This is a genomic window from Stenotrophomonas sp. YIM B13575 (assembly GCF_042787595.1).
Taxonomy (GTDB): Bacteria; Pseudomonadota; Gammaproteobacteria; order Xanthomonadales; family Xanthomonadaceae; genus Stenotrophomonas; species Stenotrophomonas lactitubi_B.
The window spans coordinates 1-17491 of sequence record NZ_JBHZOP010000048.1; the positions used below are offsets into that span (position 1 = coordinate 1).

Here is a 17491-nt window from a genome sequence, read left to right on the forward strand (position 1 = left end):
TCTTTGGCGCTTGCGCTGATCCACCGGGCATGGCCCGGCGCTGCCATCGCGCGGTCATCCGGTAGCGCCGGGCCATGCCCGGCGAGCGCGGCGGAGGGTTTCAGCACGGCCGCAGCCTTGCACCAGAGCGGTGCAGGGGCTATCATCAGCGGCCTAGAAGTACCCCTGACGGCGGCGCTCCCCATCGGAGATCCACCCGGAAGGAGGGCCGCAACACGCTTGTTCAGCGCGTTGCAACCGGAATCCAGTCACCGGAGTCTTTCCGGAAAAGGGGCCCAGCGGGCCCTTCGTCGTTTTCGGGGCGTCATGTTTCCATGCTGGCCACGGCCGGCACCCAACCAAGAGATCAAGGCAGGCTGTGAGCGACAAGGCAACCGACATCGCGAATCTGCTCGCCCCGACCGTTGTGTCGCTGGGCCTGGAGCTGCTGGGCGTTGAGTATCTGCCGGCCCCCGGCGGTGCGACCCTTCGCCTTTACATCGACGTGCCGCTGGCGGAACAGCCGGAGCGCATCATCAATGTGGACGACTGTGAGCGGGTAAGCCGCGAAGTCTCCGCACAGATGGACGTCGAAGACCCGATCAGCGGCAATTACACGCTGGAAGTGTCTTCGCCGGGCGTGGATCGCCCGCTGTTCAACCTGGAGCAGTTCGGTCGTCACCTCGGCGAATCGGCCAAGGTCACCCTGAAGCTGCCGCAGGAAAACCGCCGCCGCCTGCAGGGTCGCATCGACGCGATCGACGAGGCGCAGGGCAGCATCACTTTCATCGTCGACAATACCGCACTGGTGGTGTCGGCCGACAACATCGACAAGGCGCGGATCATGCCTGACTGGGTGGCGCTGGGGCTGGCCCCGAGCAAGCCGACCGGTCCGGCACCGAAGCGTCCGAAGCCGAACAAGAATTCTTCTTCCAACGAGCCGGCGGCAAAGAAGCCGCGCGCGGAGTGAGCCAATGAGCAAGGAACTGTTGCTGGTAGTGGACGCGGTCGCCAACGAGAAGGGCGTGCCGCGTGAAGTGATCTTCGATGCCATCGAGGCCGCCCTGGCCTCGGCAGCGAAGAAGCGCTATCCCGACGAGGAAGTGCTGACCCGCGTGGTCATCGACCACAAGGATGGCAACTACGAAACCTACCGCCGCTGGGAAGTGGTGGCCGATGACGTAGTGATGGAATCGCCGGATCGCCAGATCCGCCTGATGGACGCGATCGACGAAGCCGAAGGCGTGGACGTCGGCGATTACATCGAAGAGCAGATCGAGAACCCGGACTTCGGTCGCATCGCCGCCCAGGCCGCCAAGCAGGTGATCGTGCAGCGCGTGCGCGAAGCCGAGCGCCAGCAGGTGGTCGATGCATGGGCCGACCGTGTGGGCGAGCTGATCACCGGTGTGGTCAAGCGCGCCGAGCGCGGCAACATCTATGTCGACCTTGGCGGCAACGCCGAAGGCTTCATTCCGAAGGACAAGGGCATTCCGCGTGACGTCCTGCGTGCCGGCGACCGCGTCCGCGGGTACCTGGCCGAAGTGCGTTCGGAGCCGCGTGGCCCGCAGCTGTTCATCAGCCGCGCCGCGCCGGAATTCATGATCGAGCTGTTCAAGCTGGAAGTGCCGGAAGTCGGCCAGGGCCTGGTGGAAATCAAGGCCTGTGCCCGCGACCCGGGCGACCGCGCCAAGATCGCCGTGCTCGCCCACGATGCCCGCACCGATCCGATCGGCGCCTGCATCGGCATGCGCGGTTCGCGCGTGCAGGCCGTGTCCAACGAGCTCAATGGCGAGCGCGTGGACATCGTCCTGTGGAACGAGAACCCGGCCAACTTCGTCATCAACGCGATGGCACCGGCCGAAGTGCAGTCGATCATCGTCGATGAAGACAAGCATTCGATGGACCTGGCCGTTGCTGAAGACCGCCTGGCCCAGGCGATCGGCAAGGGCGGCCAGAACGTGCGCCTGGCCAGCCGCCTGACCGGTTGGCAGCTGAACGTGATGACCCAGGACCAGGTGACCGCCAAGTCGGAAGCCGAACAGGCGTCGGCCCGCCAGCTGTTCATGGACAAGCTGGAAGTGGACGAGGAAATCGCCGGCATCCTGGTCAGCGAAGGCTTCGGCACGGTCGAGGAAATTGCATACGTACCGGTCGGCGAGCTGCTGGCCGTGGAAGGTTTCGACGAAGACATCGTCGAAGAGCTGCGCGCACGTGCCCGCGATGCGCTGCTCAATGAGGCCCTGGCAGTCGAGGAAGGCCTGGAGGACGGCCAGCCGGCGCAGGACCTGCTGTCCCTGAAGGGCATGGACGAAGCCACCGCATACGCGTTGGCCGGCCACGGCGTGCGTACCAGCGAGGACTTGTCCGACCTGGCCGCCGACGAGGTCATGGACTTCGGCATCGAAGGGCTGGACCAGGAGCGCGCCGCGGCGCTGATCCTGGCCGCGCGTGCCGAGGAAATCGCCCGACTGGAACGCGGCGAATGAGCCGGCAATGAACAGGGCCCTGAGCCGATCAGGGCGTAGAATCCGCGCCACCTCCAGATGCGGGGGGGCGCCCACAAGATCATAGGATCCGAATGTCGCAGCAAACCACCATCCGCAAGCTTGCTGAACTGGTCAATACACCGGTCGAAAAACTGCTGGAACAGCTGGCTGGTGCCGGCATGAAGTTCAGCGGTCCCGACCAGGTCGTGACCAGCTCCGAGAAAGTGAAGCTCCTGGGCTTCCTTCGTCGCTCGCATGGCAAGCCCGAGCAGGCCCCGGAAGAGACTGATCAGTCTGCCAAGAAGATCACCCTCAACCGTCGCAAGCAGCAGGAAGTGACGGTCAATTCCGGTCGCAGCAAGACAACCGTGAACGTGGAAGTGCGCCAGAAGCGCACCTACGTCAAGGCCGATGGTGGTCGTGCGATGACCCCGGACGAAGAGCGTGCCGACATCCTGCGCAAGCTGGAAGAGTCGCGCGCACGCAACCTTGCCGAGCAGCAGGCCCTGGCCGAGAAGGACCGCCTGCGTGACGAGGAAATCGTCCGCAAGCGCGAGGAAGAGGTCGCTGCCAAGGAGCGTGCCGAGGCCGAGAAGAAGGCGGCCGAGGAAGCTGCGGTTGCCGCCAAGGCTGCCGAGGCCCTGGCTGCCAGCAAGCCCAAGGTGCGTGCTCCGATCGACGAAACCGCGCCGCGCCCGCCGCGCGCTCCGGCCGCAGCCCCGGCTGCTCCGCGTAGTGCAGCGCCGCCGCGCAGCGACGACCGCAACAACCGCAACGCGCCGCGCAACGAGCGTGGCCCGGGTGACCGCTTTGCCGGTCAGATGCACCTGTCCGCCGCCGATCGTGCGCGCCGTGGCAACAGCAACAACAGCAACAACCGTGGTCGCCCGGGCAGCCGTCCGACGTCCGGCCGTCGCGACATGTCGCGCGGCGGTGGCAACTCCGGCCCGCATGCCTTCGAGCGTCCGACCGCACCGGTCGTGCGTGAAGTGGCGATCGGCGACACCATCACCGTGGCCGACCTGGCGCAGAAGCTCGCGCTGAAGGGCGGCGAGGTGGTGAAGGCGCTGTTCAAGATGGGCGTGATGGCCACCATCACCCAGTCCATCGACCACGACACCGCGGCACTGGTCACCGAAGAGCTGGGCCACAAGGCGATCCGCGCCAGCGACAACGACGCCGAAGATGCGCTGTTGGCTTCGGCCGGTGAGAACCAGGGCGAGGCCGTGCAGCGTCCGCCGGTGGTCACCATCATGGGCCACGTCGACCACGGCAAGACCTCGCTGCTGGATTACATCCGTCGCACCAAGGTCGCCACCGGCGAAGCTGGCGGCATCACCCAGCATATCGGTGCGTACCACGTTGAAACGCCGAAGGGCGTCATCAGCTTCCTGGATACCCCGGGCCACGCCGCGTTCACCTCGATGCGTGCCCGCGGTGCCAAGCTGACCGATATCGTGGTGCTGGTCGTGGCGGCCGATGACGGCGTCATGCCGCAGACCAAGGAAGCGATCCAGCACGCCCGTTCGGCGGGTGTGCCGCTGATCGTGGCGATCAACAAGATCGACAAGTCCGGCGCCGACCCGATGCGGGTCAAGAACGAGCTGCTCTCCGAGCAGGTCGTGGCCGAAGACTTCGGTGGCGACACCCAGATGGTGGAGATCTCGGCCAAGACCGGCCTCGGCATCGACGATCTGCTGGAAGCTGTCTCGGTCCAGGCTGAACTGCTGGAACTGAAGGCGGTCGACGACGGTCGTGCCAACGGCGTGGTCATCGAATCGTCGCTGGACAAGGGCCGTGGCCCGATCGCGACGGTGCTGGTGCAGCAGGGCCGCCTGAAGAAGGGCGATTACCTGGTGTGCGGCATCCAGTACGGCCGCGTGCGTGCGCTGTTCGACGAAACCGGCAAGCAGCCGGAGTTCGCGGGCCCGTCCATCCCGGTGCAGGTCCTGGGCCTGTCCGGCGTGCCGGAAGCCGGTGACGACTTCGTCGTCGTCGACGACGAGCGTCTGGCCAAGGACGTTGCCCAGCAGCGTGAGACCAAGCGCCGCGAATCGCGCCTGGTCGCCACCGCTGGCAGCCGCATGGAAGACATCATGGCGACCCTGGGCAAGGGCGAGGGCCAGCAGGTCCTCAACCTGGTCATCAAGGCCGACGTGCAGGGTTCGGTGCAGGCGTTGAGCCAGGCCTTGGTGGCGCTGTCCAACGACGACATCCGCATCAACGTGATCCACTCCGGCGTGGGCGGCATCACCGAGTCGGACGCCAATTCGGCTGCCGCTTCGAAGGCCACCGTCATCGGCTTCAACGTGCGTGCGGATGCTTCGGCCCGTCGCATCATCGAATCCAACGGCGTGGACCTGCGTTACTTCTCGATCATCTATGACGTGATCGATCAGGTGAAGCAGGTGGCCTCCGGTCTGCTGGGCGTGGAGATCCGCGAAGAGATCATCGGTATCGCCGAGGTCCGCGACGTCTTCCGCAGCTCCAAGCTGGGTGCCGTCGCCGGCAGCATGGTCATCGAGGGTGTGGTCAAGCGCAACAAGCCGATCCGCGTCCTGCGCGACAGCGTGGTGATCTTCGAAGGCGAGCTGGAATCGCTGCGCCGCTTCAAGGAAAACGTCGAGGAAGTCCGCAACGGTACCGAGTGTGGTATCGCGGTGAAGGCCTACAACGACGTCAAGCCGGGTGATCAGATCGAGTGCTTCGAGCGTATCGAAGTGCCGCGCACCCTGTAATGCTGCAACGGACCGGCCCTCACGGGCCGGTCTCGTTTCATCCCGTAAACTGTAGGGCCTGACTTCGGTCGGGCCACAATCGAATCAAGAGCCTGCCGCGTGCCCAAGACTTTCCATCGAACCGACCGTGTCTCCGCCCAGCTGCGCCGTGAACTCGGCACCCTGGTGCACAACGCCGTGCGCGAGCACGGGTTGCCCTCGGTGAGCGTGTCCGACGTGGAAATCACCCGCGACATGGCCCACGCCAAGGTGTTCGTCACCGCGCTGATGCCGGAACGTTCGGTGGAAGCAGTGAAGGGCCTGAAGGAACTGGCCTGGGGCCTGCGCATGGAGCTGGCGCGCGCGATGAAGCTGCGGCATGTGCCGGAGCTGCATTTCCACTACGACGACTCGGTCGATCGTGGCGAGCGCATCGACAACCTGCTGCGCGACCTGCCCGATACCGTGGCTGCCGAAAAGCGTCGCGAAGGCGACGAAGAATAACCGCGCGACGCCGGGCATGCCCGGCGTTGCTGCATTCCGGCTGCGCGATGTCTGATGCAGACCGCGCTGCGCGCTCGCCGGGCATGGCCCGGCGCTACCCGTACCTGTCATGACCCGAATTCAGTTCCGCCGCCTGGATGGCATCCTGCTGCTCGACAAGCCGACCGGCATGAGCTCCAACGCCGCGCTGCAGGTCGCCCGTCGCCTGTTCCGTGCGGAAAAGGGCGGCCACACCGGCAGCCTTGACCCGCTGGCCACCGGCCTGTTGCCGTTGTGCTTCGGTGAGGCCACCAAGATCGCCGGCCTGCTGCTGGGCTCGGCCAAGGCCTACGACGGCGAGATCGTGCTGGGCCAGACCACCGATACCGACGACGCCGAGGGCCAGGTGCTGCTCGAGCGGCCGGTGCCCGCGATCAGCCCCGAGACCCTGCAGGCGGCGATCGTGCCGTTGCTGGGCGACATCCTGCAGCGTGCGCCGATCTATTCCGCACTCAAGCAGGGTGGGGAGCCGCTCTATGTGAAGGCCCGCCGTGGCGACGCCATCGAAGCGCCCGAGCGCCAGGTCAAGGTCCACGCCATCGAGATACTGGAGCAGCAGCCCGAGCGGCTGCGGCTGCGGGTCACCTGCGGCTCGGGCACCTATATCCGCAGTCTGGCCCGTGACCTGGGTGAAACGCTGGGCTGCGGCGCGCACATCAGTGCCCTGCGCCGGTTGTGGGTGGAGCCGTTCCGCGAACCGGCGATGGTCACCCTGGATCAGTTGAGGGCCTTGGTGGACGCGCAGGACGAGGCCGCCCTGGACGCGCTGCTGCTGCCGTTGGCGGCGGGTCTGTCCGAGTACCCCCGGGTCGACCTGGACGCCGAGCAGGTCCAGCGTTTCTGCGTGGGCCAGCGCCAGCGCGACCCTTCCTGGCCGCGCGGCCTGGTGGCCGTGTTCGGTCCCGGATCGGCGGCGCAGGGCCTGGGCCAGGTCGACAATAGCGGTCTGCTGGCCCCGCAGCGCCGCTTCAACCTCTGAACGGGGAAGCCCGGTTCAGCCCCGGACCTTGTTCCAAAGCCCCCTGGCCGTTACAATTCCGCGGCCGTTTTACGGCAGCCTGCCGAAGGCGGGTTTCATCCATTTGTTGGTTCACGGCGAGCCAGGCGGTGCGCGAAAGCGCGTTCCTGCCGGCCACGCATCACAGAGAAAAAAGACATGTCGATCGACACCCAGAAGGTCATTGAAGACAACAAGCGCAGCTCGGCTGACACCGGCTCCCCGGAAGTCCAGGTTGCACTGCTGACCGCCCGCATCGAACTGCTGACCGGCCACTTCAAGACCCACAAGAAGGATCACCACAGCCGCCGTGGTCTGCTGCAGATGGTCAACCGCCGCCGCAGCCTGCTCGACTACCTGAAGAAGAAGGACGTCGAGCGTTACAAGGCCCTGATCGAGAAGCTTGGCCTGCGTCGCTAAGCAACGAATCCCCCGCGGCGCAGCGATGCGCCGCGGTTTTGTTTTGTAGCACCGCAATACCTTTTTCAGACCGGAACGACCGGTCATCCGTTGGCGGCAAGGGTCGCCCCCGGTCCATTCGCAGACAGCATCCCCAAGGACACCCCCGTGGCAAAAATCACCAAAACCTTCCAGTACGGCAAGCACACCGTCACGCTTGAGACCGGCGAAATCGCCCGCCAGGCCGGTGGCGCCGTCATCGTCAAGTTCGACGATACCGTGCTGCTGGTCTCCGCCGTTGCCGCCAAGAGCGCGCGTGAGGGCCAGGACTTCTTCCCCCTGACCTGTGACTACCAGGAGAAGTTCTACGCCGGTGGCCGTATCCCGGGTGGCTTCTTCAAGCGCGAAGGCCGCGCGACCGAGAAGGAAACCCTGATCTCGCGTCTGATCGATCGTCCGATCCGCCCGCTGTTCCCGGAAGACTACAAGAACGAAGTCCAGATCATCGCCACGGTGATGTCGCTGAACCCGGACATCGACGGTGACATCCCGGCGCTGATCGGTGCCTCGGCTGCGCTGTCGCTGGCCGGTACCCCGTTCAAGGGTCCGATCGCCGCCGCCAAGGTGGGTTACAAGAACGGTGAGTACATCCTCAACCCGACCGTGACCGAGCTGAAGGATTCGGAGCTGGAGCTGGTCGTTGCCGGTACCGCCAACGCCGTGCTGATGGTGGAATCCGAAGCCGCGCTGCTGTCCGAAGACGTGATGCTGGGCGCTGTGACCTTCGGTCACCGCGAAATGCAGAAGGTCATCAACGCCATCAACGAGCTGACCGTCGAAGCCGGCACCAAGCCGTCGACCTGGGAAGCCCCGGCCAAGAACACCGCGCTGATCAGCGCCCTGCAGGAAGCCATCGGCCCGCGTCTGGGCGAAGCCTTCCAGGTGCGCGACAAGCTGCAGCGCCGTGACGCCATCTCGGCGATCAAGAAGGACGTGACCGAGTCGCTGGCTGGCCGCGTTGCCGCCGACGGCTGGAACCCGGCCGAGCTGTCGAAGGAATTCGGTGAGCTGGAATACAGCACCATGCGCAACTCGGTGCTGGACACCAAGGTCCGCATCGACGGCCGTGCGCTGGACACCGTCCGCCCGATCGCCGTGAAGACCGGCATCTTGCCGCGTACCCATGGTTCCTCGCTGTTCACCCGCGGCGAAACGCAGGCCATCGTGACCATCACCCTGGGCACCGCCCGTGATGGCCAGGTCATCGATGCCGTCTCCGGTGAGTACAAAGAGAACTTCCTGTTCCATTACAACTTCCCCCCCTATTCGGTGGGTGAGACCGGCCGCATGATGGGCCCGAAGCGTCGCGAGATCGGCCACGGCCGTCTGGCCAAGCGCGGCGTGCTGGCAGTGATGCCGTCGCTGGAATCCTTCCCGTACACCATCCGCGTCGTCTCGGAGATCACCGAGTCGAACGGTTCCTCGTCGATGGCCTCGGTCTGCGGCTCGTCGCTGGCCCTGATGGACGCCGGCGTGCCGGTGAAGGCACCGGTTGCCGGTATCGCCATGGGTCTGGTCAAGGAAGGCGATCGCTTCGTCGTCCTGTCCGACATCCTGGGTGACGAAGATCACCTGGGCGACATGGACTTCAAGGTTGCCGGTACCGCTGAGGGCATCTCCGCCCTGCAGATGGACATCAAGATCGAAGGCATCACCGAAGAGATCATGAAGCAGGCTCTGCAGCAGGCCAAGGCCGGCCGTCTGCACATCCTGGGCGAAATGGCCCATGGCCTGACCGCTCCGCGCGAAGAGCTGTCGGACTACGCGCCGCGTCTGCTGACCATCAAGATCCACCCGGACAAGATCCGCGAAGTGATCGGCAAGGGTGGTTCGACCATCCAGGCCATCACCAAGGAAACCGGCACCCAGATCGACATCCAGGATGACGGCACCATCGTCATCGCGTCGGTCAATGCCATCGCTGCGCAGGCTGCCAAGGCCCGCATCGAGCAGATCACCTCGGACGTCGAGCCGGGCCGCATCTACGAAGGCAAGGTCGCCAAGATCATGGACTTCGGTGCGTTCGTCACCATCCTGCCGGGCAAGGACGGCCTGGTGCACGTGTCGCAGATCTCCAGCGACCGCGTCGAGAAGGTCGGCGACGTGCTGAAGGAAGGCGATGTGGTCAAGGTCAAGGTGCTGGAAGTCGACAAGCAGGGCCGTATCCGCCTGTCGATGAAGGCCGTCGAGGAAGGCGAAGGCGCCACCGCCGAGTAATCGACCTCCGGTCGATTCCGGTAGGTGTCAACCTTGGTTGACACGCCGAAATGAAAAAGCGGGCTTCGGCCCGCTTTTTCTTTGCCTGCTGTCGCGTCGGCCGCGCCGGCCGCTATGCTTCGCGCATGGACAGCCTGCGTCTGCTCGACCTTGAAATCGACCGCCCTTCACAGCGGGTCACCCGCGCAGGCGTCGCATTGCCGGTCCATGGCCTGAGCTGGCGCCTGTTCGGAGCGCTGCTGGAGCGCGGCACCGACATCGTCGATTTCGACACCCTGGCCGAACAGGTCTGGGCACCAGCGGTCGTCGGCGAAGATGCGATCAGCCAGCGGGTGAAGCTGCTGCGGCAGGCGTTGGGCGATGACAGTCGCCACCCACGCTATATCCGCTCGGTGCGTGGACGTGGCTATCAGCTGTGCGCCGCGCCGGTTGCCCTGGAGCCGACGTCGCCGCCAGCTGCACGCCGCAAGTGGCCTTGGCTGGCCGGCGGTGCCGCCGCCGTTGCCGTACTGGCCACTGTTCTACTGTGGCCCACTACGGCAGCGCCGCCGGCCGCGCAGGCGCTGCTGCAGCGCGCGGAGTACTACGCCAGCATCGGCCAGGCCGGCAACAACGAGCGCGCCATTGCCCTGTACCGTCAGGCGCTGCAGGTGGATCCCGAGTCCAGCAGCGCACGCCGCGGGCTGTCACGTGCCTTGTCCGCGCAGGGGTGCCTGTTCAATGGCTCGGCTGCGCAGATGGACGAAGCCCTTGCCCTGGCGGACGCTGAACTCCGTCGCGCTTTCGATGACGGTGCGGCGCACGCATTGCGCGGCTATGCCTACGACTGCCTGGGGCGGATGGGTGAGGCCATTGCCGATTACCAGCGCGCCATCCAGCTGGATCCCGCTGATGAGCGCACGCGCGCATCGCTGGCCTATCTGTACCAGGAGCAGGGCCATCTTGTTCTTGCGCTGCGCGACAATCTCGCATTGACGGCGCCCGAGCGCCTGCGTTTCCGCGACGTGCAGGTGGCACGTGAACTGGAGCTGCTGGGCTTCACCCAAGCGGCGGCACAACGGCACGCGCGGAACTTCCAGCTGTACCCCGACAACGTCTTTGCCAACATCGCCTGGCCGCGCAGCCTGTTTGCAGCCGGTGCATCCGGGCCCGCCAGGCAGGCGCTGTCCGAAGCACTGTCGCGCGGCACCCCGCATCCACAACTGCTGCGACTGCAGGGCGAACTGGCGCTGCAGGCCGGGGATCGCGCCGCCGCCGCCGCTGCCTTCGAGCAGGGTCGCCAACTGCGTCCGCAGCAGTCGTTCGGACAGACCCTGGCCATGCTGTACGCACAGCCGGGCCCGTCACCGGAATGGATCGGCAACCGCCTGACGGTGTTGCAGGCGCAGCGCGGCGACGGTTGGTCCGATGCGGCACTTGAGCGGGCCCTGCTGTTGCAGGCGCAAAGCGACCCGGAGGCTGCCGTCACCGCGCTGCAGCAGGCGGTCAATGATGGCTTCCGCGATGCGGCGTGGCTGCGCGCCACGCCGCTGTTCGCGCCCTTGCACAGCACTTCGGGATGGGCGGCTCTGCTGGCGCGCATCGATGCCGACATCGCACGCCAACGCAGCCGGGTGCTGGCTGCTGACTGGCGTCCCGCCGACCTCTCGGGCCTCAGCGCAGCGCCGGCAACAGGAACTCGGTGAGAATCCGTCGCGACTGTGGGTGGGCCAGGCTGCGGTTGTAGGCCTGGCTGGCGATCACGGCCACGGCGCGATGCTGCGGCAGCAGGAAGACGTAGTTGCCGCCATTGCCGGACATTGCCCACACCGTCTGTGGTTTGCCGTCGACCACCAGCTTCAATCCCCACCATTGATAGCCGTAGTCACTGCCATCGCCAGCCTGTGCCTGCGGTTGGATCATGGCGGCAATGTAGTCGGGCGGCAGAAGTTGTCGGCCCTGCCAGCGGCCGCCATCGAGTACCAGTTGGCCCAGCCTGGCCAGATCGCGGCTGCGGTAGCGGGTGCCGCCGCCGCCCATGCCGATGCCCTCGGGTGAACGGTTCCAGTGGCTTGCGGTGATTCCAAGCGGTCGCTCCAGCACGCGTGCGGCGTAGTCTGCCAGCGGCTGACCGGTCGCCTGTTCCAGCACCGCGCCGAGCACGAAGGAATTGGCGGTGCAGTAGGCGAAGGCACGCCCGTGCGGGCTGTCCGCCGGACGCGGCATCCATGGTGCGAATCCTTTGACCGGCAACCCCAGGGTGAAATCGAGCCAGCGTTCGGTCACGTACATGCGCTCTTCGTTGCCTGCCGAGAACGCATTCTCGTCATCGCACTCCCACAGGGAACTCATGGTCAGCAGATCTTCCACCGTGGTTTGACGCAGGCGCGGGTCCACCGGATGGCGGGCGGTGTAGGCGGGGAAGTAGTCATAGACGCGGGCGTGTACGCCCGGCAGCTTGCCCTCGCCAATGGCAGCCCCCACCAGCAGCGCGGTCACGCTCTTGCTGGCCGAACGCACGTCGTGCAGGGTCTGCGCATCGGCGCCATTGAAGTAGCCCTCGTAGACGACCCTGCCGTCCACCTGCAGCAGCACGCTGCGGATCTGCTTCAATTCATCGCTGGCAATGGCGTGTTCCAGCGCCTGCAGACGCGCAGGGTCGGGCGGGGCGGCAGTACAGGGCAGGCTGAGAAGCGATGCCAGCAGGCCGGAAAGGGCCAGGAGTGAACGCATGATCGGGCTCCATCGAAAGGAGCCCGATTGGGCCAGAGCACCGGCTGAAGTGCTGGAAATTCCCCTGAAGAATTCTGAAGGCCTTGCGCTGCAAGGCTCGGCGCTACACGGGCTGTTCTTCTTCGTGCCCCAGCCACCACACCTGGCCGGGCTCCGGGGCCGGAAGTGGATGCTCGCGCTGTTCAATCGCCTCCAGCACGCGCCCACTGCCGGCTGCCGTCCATGCCGCCATCAGTTTCTCCACTGCGGCCCGGCCCTGTGCGGCGATACCGAGGTTTCGTTCGCTCTCCCAGCGATCGTCATCATCACGGGTCTCGTCATCGCCACGATCGTCATCGTGCTGGTGCGGCGTGCCATAGCTGCAGCGCAGGCACAGGTGCCGCACCGACTGGGTCCAGTCCTCGACCAGACCAATGCCCGGCAAGGTCAGCGCACGCAGCGCGGCAATGTCCTTCGGCCCGTCGCACTGCACGAACACGGCATGGGTTGCCATGTCCGACTGCTGCAGGCGCTGCATGGCATTGAACACCGGAACCTCGCGCTCGCCGTAGGTGCGATGCCCGGTGGATGCGCCGTCATGCAGCACGATGTCACCGAAGCGGAACCCGCTCTCCGGCAGCGGTACGTTCTCCACCCGTGCACGCACGGGATCCAGCCGGCGCATGTACACCGTCTCGCCGCTGGACCATGGATTCAGGCGGACACAGGCAACGCCGAAATTGCCGTCGATCGGGCCTTCACCTTCGGGCAGTGTGATGCCGCAACGGGTCCATTGCCGGCGCGCCTCGGCCCAATCACCGGTGCCGGTGGCGGCAATTCCAGCATTCCATGCGGTGGCCTCGTCGAATGCATCGCGCAGCTGTTCCGAGCGCAGGTTGTCCTGCAGCGATGCCGGCCAGTCGCGCAGGTACTTGTGCGCCAGCCCGCGCATGTAGTGCAGGTGGGGGATGTCGGGCGTCCATTCGACGAGTTGCCCGAACATTGCCGCTGCGTCAGCCAGTTCGCCTGCGTCGAAGGCCGCGTAGGCACTTGCCTCCAGTGCCTGCAGCTTGTGCAGGGTTTCGTCGTCCAGCAGTTCGTCGTCTGCGTCGTGGTCTGCGGTCATGTCCGTGTGCCATTGAAGATCCAGCGCCACCTTAGCCCAGGCAGGTCGCGTGTTGTCCTGCAGCGAAGTGCTTTCGACGTTGCGCAGCCGCGACCGTGTCAGCTTCCAGTGGCCGGCTATTGTCCAGCGGACGACTTGCACGGACATCCGCACCCTGGAGCGATCTGTTTGCTAACGTGGCTGCGCCTTCGACCCGGGAGTTTCCATGTTCCGCCAGACCATGGCCGTACTTGCAGTGCTGATCGCCAGCGCCCTGCCCAGCGCAGCGCAGGCAGCGCCGGCGCAACCGCCGATTTTCGGTGCGTACTATCCCGGTGGTTCTGCCGAGCGTTATCCGGTATCGAGCATCCCGGCCGAACGACTCACCCATCTGTTCTATGCGTTTTCCACCATCGAGGACGGACGCTGCGTGATTGGTGCCGAGGCGCCGGCCAACTTCGCCGCGTTGGCCGAGCTCAAGCGCCGTCATCCGCATCTGCGCACGTTGATTTCGATCGGTGGCTGGGGCGCGGGCGGATTCTCCGACGCAGCACTGACCGAGGCCAGCCGCAGGCGCCTGGTCGACTCGTGCATGGCGTTGTTCTTCGAGCGCCATGCCGGCAGTTTCGATGGCGTGGACATCGACTGGGAGTTCCCGGTCAGCGGTGGCCCGAAGGAGCTGGCGCACCGGCCGCAGGACCGCGCCAACCTGACCAGGCTTGCGCAGGCCTTCCGCGTGGCGCTGGATGCACGTGGCAGAAAGGCGGGGCAGCCGATGCTGCTGACCGCGGCGCTGGCCGCGGGTCGCCTGCAGACCGATGGGCCCTACGATCCCGCCGCCAGCTACGATCTGCCGGCGTTGGCCAAGGTGTTCGATTTCATCAACCTGATGAGCTACGACATGGGCACCGGCTTCTCGGCGGTGTCGACCTTCAATGCGCCCCTGCATGAAGTGCCGGCCGACCCGCTGGCGCCAGAACTGCGGCGCTGGAACAACGTCGCCGGTGCCGTGCAGTACTACCGCGAGCACGGGGTGCCGGCGGACAAGCTGGTGCTGGGCGTGCCGTTCTATGGGCGCGGTTTCAAGGTGACCGGCGAGTCGGCGGATGGCCTGTACCAGGCCTACAGCGCTCCGGCCGATGCCGGTGACTGGCGGGTGATCAAGGCGCGCTATCTCGACCAGCCGGGCTGGAGCAAGCACTGGCAAGCGCAGGCGCAGAGCCCGTGGCTGTACAACCCGACCGAGAAGATCTTCATCAGCTATGAAGACCCGCGCTCCATCGGCCTGCGGGCGCAGTTCGCGCGCGAGCAGGGCCTGGCTGGTGTCTTCATGTGGGAGCTGACCGGTGACGACGAGCAGGCCAGCCTGCTCAACGCCATGCTGGCTCCCTGGCAGAAGGCCCGCGTCGGCGACTGACCGCTTCAACATGTTCGAGCCAGTCCGGGTTCGGCGGTTCCAGGCACGGCCTGCGGCCCGAAACCGCACATCTGCGCCACGCACGCAGCGCTAAGCTGCGTGCATGATCATCATCGACCGCTTGGACCATCTGGTTCTTACCGTTGCCGACATCGAACGCAGCTGCAACTTCTACCAGCGCGTGCTGGGCATGCAGGTCGTGCGCTTCGGTGCCGGTCGCGTCGCCCTGCAGTTCGGCCAGCAGAAGATCAACCTGCACCCGGCCAGCGCGCCGCTGCAGCCCCACGCCCTGCAGCCTACCCGCGGCAGTGCCGATCTCTGCCTGATCACCTCGATGGGCATACAGGCGATGCTGGGCCACCTGCAGGCAGAGCAGGTGCCGGTTGAAGAAGGGCCGGTGCCGCGTACGGGAGCGCTTGGGCCGATCGAGTCGGTGTACTTCCGTGATCCGGATGGGAACCTGATCGAAGTTGCCCGCTACGTGGACGCCACGTAACCGCGCCGGCTGCGAGCAGGCCTGGTCAGTTTGCCCACACGCTGTTGGGGTCACCGTTGCGGGCCCGCCGCTGGCTCGCATATGCCAGGCGGGCAAAGCCAAAGGCCATCGCCAGTGCCATCGCATCGATCCAGAACAACGGCCAGTGGCCGCGTGCGGCGGCCAACCACAGCCAGTCACCGTTGAGGGCGCCGTGTGCCACCGGCACCAGCGCGGTGCTGATCGCTGCGGCCCATAGTAGCTCGCGCGCCGCCTGTGCCGGGCGGCGCAGGGCAGCCCACAGCACACACGCCGCCCAGGTCACGAAGCAGGCCCAGCGGATGCCGTGGTCGACCTGGGCAGGTGCGACCCGCTCCAGCACCAGTGCGGTGACGAAGGCCACCGAGATCGCCACGCACAGGCCGATGCAGACACCCACCGTGGCCCGCGCCATGTTGACCGCCGCGCGCGACTGCTGCGGCTGACGGCGCTTGCGACGCGACTCGATCCACAGCAGGTTGCCCGAATAGAACAGGAAGGCGCCGCCGAGGCCGAGCAGGAAGTACAGCCAGACCACCACGCCGTTGCCGAATTCGCCGAAGTGCAGGGCATAGGCGGCACTGAGCGTGGCGTGGTTGGCATCGCGTTGGCCAGGCAGCTGGCTGGCCAGCACGCGGCCGCTTTCGACATCCAGCGCGACAGCACCGAGCGGGCCAAGCGTGCCGCTGGCCTCGCCGGTGATCTCGATGGTCGCGTTGGCATCACCGCCATTGGCCAGTTTCAGGTAGGCCGGTTCAAAGTTGGCCACGCCCTGCGCGCGCGCCACTTCCAGCGCCCGCGCGTGCAGTTCACGCAGGCTGCCCGGCGCAGCGGGAATGCCGCTGGCTTCGCGCAGCGGCGCGGTATCCATCGCCGTCGGTACCGCCTGCAGTGCCTTGCCGTCGTAGATCAGGGGATTCAGTACGGCCATCTGCATGAACACCAGGCAGAGCAGGGCACCGGTGACCGCGAACATCAGATGGAACGGCAGGCTGAGCACGCCGATCACGTTGTGCGCGTCCTGCCACTGCTGCTTGAGATTGCGGCCCGGGCGCAACGCGAACAGATCGCCCAGCAGCTTGGGCAGGTGGATCACCAGGCCGCTGAGCAGGGCCATGCCGTACAGCAGGCTGACGATGCCCATCACGTAGATGCCGGCCACCGGCAGGCCCAAGCTGTAATGCAGTTCGTTGACCAGTTCGGCCAGCCCGGTCTGCGGCGGCGTCGGGCTGCCGCCGATCTGTCCGGGCCATGCATAGCGCCAGCTGCCGTCCTCGGCCTGCCAGTAGGCCAGCGGCTGCGGATGATCGGCGCCGGGGAAGGTCATGCCGACGTGGCGACGCGCCTCCGCGTGCGTGGCCAGCACGTCGTCGAGCAGGTACTGCGCGTCATCCAGGCCGGCGGGCAATGCGGTTGCCGCGCCAGGCGTCTGCCACAGCGGGAGATCGTGGTGGAACAGGGTCAGCGCGCCGGCATAGAACGCCACGAACAGCCCGAAGCCGGCGACCAGGCCAACCCAGGTGTGCAGGGTGGTGAACGTACGCAGCGTCTGGGAACTGAATTTCATGCGGTCGATCTCATTGCACCGCGCCGGTCAGGCGCAGCAGGCCGAGTGCGGCGAAGCCAAGGGCCGCGCAACCGGCCAGGGTCAGCCAGGCGCGCAACGGGCTGCGGAAACTGAAGGCCCACAGCGCCGCCAGCATCCACAACGGGACGAACGCGATCAGGCTCGGCACCAGGGCCTTCTGCCAGGGGCCCGGCGGCAGCCAGGCGACCAGGCCGGTCGCCGCAGCGGCAAGGAAGAAGCCGGCGACGATGCCGGCCAGTGCGCGCGACCACATCAGCGCGGCTCCACATCGGGGCGGTGCCACGCGGCCAGTGCCGGCAGCAGCATGGCGGCCAGCATCCAGGTGCACAGCATCGCCACCAGGCCGGCGGCAAAGCCCAGTTCGGCCATCCACAGCCACAGTGCGGCCACGGCAGCGACCAGGCCGATCTGCCGGCCCAGGCGCCCGGCACGGCGCAGCCGCGGCCAGCGGCAATGCGGGGAGGCGGCATAGAAGGCCAGCGCGGAGAACATCGCCGACAGCATGCCGAGGCTGCAGAAGCCCAGGGTCGACAGGCCGACGGTGATCATCGGGGGCTCCGGGACCGGCACAATGCCGGTGAACGCGGGGCACGGGCGGGACCGGCGGGCGCCGGTCGGGGCGGGTGGCGCATTGCAGGGTCCTGGGGGAAGCGGGCAGGCCGGCACAGGGGCTGGCTGCGCGCACATGGTAATCATTGCGTTTTCACGCCGCCAGCCAGCGCCATTCAGGCGCCGCTTGGGCTTTGTCGGCCACTGGTTTAAGATCATCGGCAACCCC

The 17491-nt window shown here is 66.4% G+C and carries 15 protein-coding genes; 10 read left to right on the plus strand and 5 right to left on the minus strand.

Features of this window, described 5'->3' with window-relative positions; genetic code table 11:
• Positions 1-358 precede the first annotated feature (358 nt).
• The 8 genes from rimP (at position 359) to ACFX4F_RS08945 (ending at position 11083) form a co-directional block, all read left to right on the plus strand.
• Positions 359-949 carry a ribosome maturation factor RimP gene (gene rimP / locus ACFX4F_RS08910; protein ID WP_089236292.1) on the plus strand — a complete coding sequence of 197 codons (591 nt, stop codon included), beginning with the start codon at positions 359-361 and terminating at the stop codon, positions 947-949.
• A gap of 4 nt (positions 950-953) precedes the next feature.
• Positions 954-2465: a transcription termination factor NusA gene (gene nusA / locus ACFX4F_RS08915; RefSeq protein ID WP_099819062.1), complete on the plus strand. Its 1512-nt coding sequence runs from the start codon at positions 954-956 to the stop codon at positions 2463-2465.
• A 92-nt stretch (positions 2466-2557) separates the two neighbouring features.
• Complete coding sequence (infB, locus tag ACFX4F_RS08920) at positions 2558-5203, plus strand: translation initiation factor IF-2 (RefSeq protein WP_099819063.1); 2646 nt, start codon at positions 2558-2560, stop codon at positions 5201-5203.
• A gap of 99 nt (positions 5204-5302) precedes the next feature.
• A complete protein-coding gene (rbfA, locus tag ACFX4F_RS08925; RefSeq protein ID WP_025876229.1) occupies positions 5303-5686 on the plus strand; it encodes a 30S ribosome-binding factor RbfA in 384 nt (127 codons plus the stop codon).
• Positions 5687-5795: 109 nt separating this feature from the next.
• The gene (truB, locus tag ACFX4F_RS08930) at positions 5796-6704 is read left to right on the plus strand and encodes a tRNA pseudouridine(55) synthase TruB (protein ID WP_380654273.1); all 909 of its coding nucleotides are present in this window, start codon (positions 5796-5798) and stop codon (positions 6702-6704) included.
• Between the two features lie 177 nt (positions 6705-6881).
• A complete protein-coding gene (gene rpsO / locus ACFX4F_RS08935; RefSeq protein ID WP_005410445.1) occupies positions 6882-7142 on the plus strand; it encodes a 30S ribosomal protein S15 in 261 nt (86 codons plus the stop codon).
• Positions 7143-7289: 147 nt separating this feature from the next.
• On the plus strand, positions 7290-9398 hold the full coding sequence (pnp, locus tag ACFX4F_RS08940) for a polyribonucleotide nucleotidyltransferase (RefSeq protein ID WP_099819065.1): 2109 nt from the start codon (positions 7290-7292) through the stop codon (positions 9396-9398).
• 125 nt (positions 9399-9523) lie between these two features.
• The gene (locus ACFX4F_RS08945) at positions 9524-11083 is read left to right on the plus strand and encodes a tetratricopeptide repeat protein (RefSeq protein WP_380654276.1); all 1560 of its coding nucleotides are present in this window, start codon (positions 9524-9526) and stop codon (positions 11081-11083) included.
• On the opposite strand, the gene ACFX4F_RS08950 is transcribed toward ACFX4F_RS08945, so the two are convergent.
• Together ACFX4F_RS08950 and ACFX4F_RS08955 are read right to left on the minus strand one after the other, a co-directional pair.
• Positions 11052-12110: a serine hydrolase domain-containing protein gene (locus tag ACFX4F_RS08950; RefSeq protein ID WP_380654279.1), complete on the minus strand. Its 1059-nt coding sequence runs from the start codon at positions 12108-12110 to the stop codon at positions 11052-11054. The two genes, ACFX4F_RS08945 and ACFX4F_RS08950, sit on opposite strands and share 32 nt — an antisense overlap.
• Before the next feature lie 103 nt (positions 12111-12213).
• The gene (locus ACFX4F_RS08955; protein WP_380654282.1) at positions 12214-13362 is read right to left on the minus strand and encodes a hypothetical protein; all 1149 of its coding nucleotides are present in this window, start codon (positions 13360-13362) and stop codon (positions 12214-12216) included.
• A 58-nt stretch (positions 13363-13420) separates the two neighbouring features.
• Between ACFX4F_RS08955 and ACFX4F_RS08960 the strand changes: the two genes are divergently transcribed.
• Both ACFX4F_RS08960 and ACFX4F_RS08965 read left to right on the plus strand, forming a co-directional pair.
• Entirely contained in the window at positions 13421-14611 is a 1191-nt protein-coding gene (locus ACFX4F_RS08960) for a glycoside hydrolase family 18 protein (RefSeq protein WP_380654285.1), read from the plus strand.
• A 103-nt stretch (positions 14612-14714) separates the two neighbouring features.
• Positions 14715-15107, plus strand: a complete 393-nt coding sequence (locus ACFX4F_RS08965; RefSeq protein WP_380654288.1) for a VOC family protein — start codon at positions 14715-14717, stop codon at positions 15105-15107.
• 25 nt (positions 15108-15132) lie between these two features.
• Here ACFX4F_RS08965 and ACFX4F_RS08970 read toward each other — a convergent pair whose 3' ends face one another.
• Genes ACFX4F_RS08970 through ACFX4F_RS08980 form a run of 3 tightly spaced genes read right to left on the minus strand, consistent with a single transcriptional unit; the run spans position 15133 to position 17262 of the window.
• The gene (locus ACFX4F_RS08970) at positions 15133-16692 is read right to left on the minus strand and encodes a PepSY-associated TM helix domain-containing protein (RefSeq protein WP_380654291.1); all 1560 of its coding nucleotides are present in this window, start codon (positions 16690-16692) and stop codon (positions 15133-15135) included.
• A 10-nt stretch (positions 16693-16702) separates the two neighbouring features.
• Complete coding sequence (locus tag ACFX4F_RS08975; RefSeq protein WP_099819071.1) at positions 16703-16966, minus strand: hypothetical protein; 264 nt, start codon at positions 16964-16966, stop codon at positions 16703-16705.
• Positions 16966-17262, minus strand: coding sequence for a hypothetical protein (locus ACFX4F_RS08980; protein ID WP_025876254.1), 297 nt, complete (start codon positions 17260-17262; stop codon positions 16966-16968). Before ACFX4F_RS08980 ends, ACFX4F_RS08975 begins: the two co-directional genes overlap by 1 nt.
• Positions 17263-17491: the final 229 nt, after the last annotated feature.

Bases quoted from the DNA above. Each gene is read 5' to 3' on its own strand.
- nusA (WP_099819062.1), top strand. From the start codon at position 954: ATGAGCAAGGAACTGTTGCTGGTAGTGGACGCGGTCGCCAACGAGAAG.
- infB (WP_099819063.1), top strand. From the start codon at position 2,558: ATGTCGCAGCAAACCACCATCCGCAAGCTTGCTGAACTGGTCAATACA.
- truB (WP_380654273.1), top strand. From the start codon at position 5,796: ATGACCCGAATTCAGTTCCGCCGCCTGGATGGCATCCTGCTGCTCGAC.
- rpsO (WP_005410445.1), top strand. From the start codon at position 6,882: ATGTCGATCGACACCCAGAAGGTCATTGAAGACAACAAGCGCAGCTCG.
- ACFX4F_RS08945 (WP_380654276.1), top strand. From the start codon at position 9,524: ATGGACAGCCTGCGTCTGCTCGACCTTGAAATCGACCGCCCTTCACAG.
- ACFX4F_RS08950 (WP_380654279.1), bottom strand. From the start codon at position 12,110: ATGCGTTCACTCCTGGCCCTTTCCGGCCTGCTGGCATCGCTTCTCAGC.
- ACFX4F_RS08955 (WP_380654282.1), bottom strand. From the start codon at position 13,362: ATGTCCGTGCAAGTCGTCCGCTGGACAATAGCCGGCCACTGGAAGCTG.
- ACFX4F_RS08960 (WP_380654285.1), top strand. From the start codon at position 13,421: ATGTTCCGCCAGACCATGGCCGTACTTGCAGTGCTGATCGCCAGCGCC.
- ACFX4F_RS08965 (WP_380654288.1), top strand. From the start codon at position 14,715: ATGATCATCATCGACCGCTTGGACCATCTGGTTCTTACCGTTGCCGAC.
- ACFX4F_RS08970 (WP_380654291.1), bottom strand. From the start codon at position 16,692: ATGAAATTCAGTTCCCAGACGCTGCGTACGTTCACCACCCTGCACACC.
- ACFX4F_RS08975 (WP_099819071.1), bottom strand. From the start codon at position 16,966: ATGTGGTCGCGCGCACTGGCCGGCATCGTCGCCGGCTTCTTCCTTGCC.
- ACFX4F_RS08980 (WP_025876254.1), bottom strand. From the start codon at position 17,262: ATGATCACCGTCGGCCTGTCGACCCTGGGCTTCTGCAGCCTCGGCATG.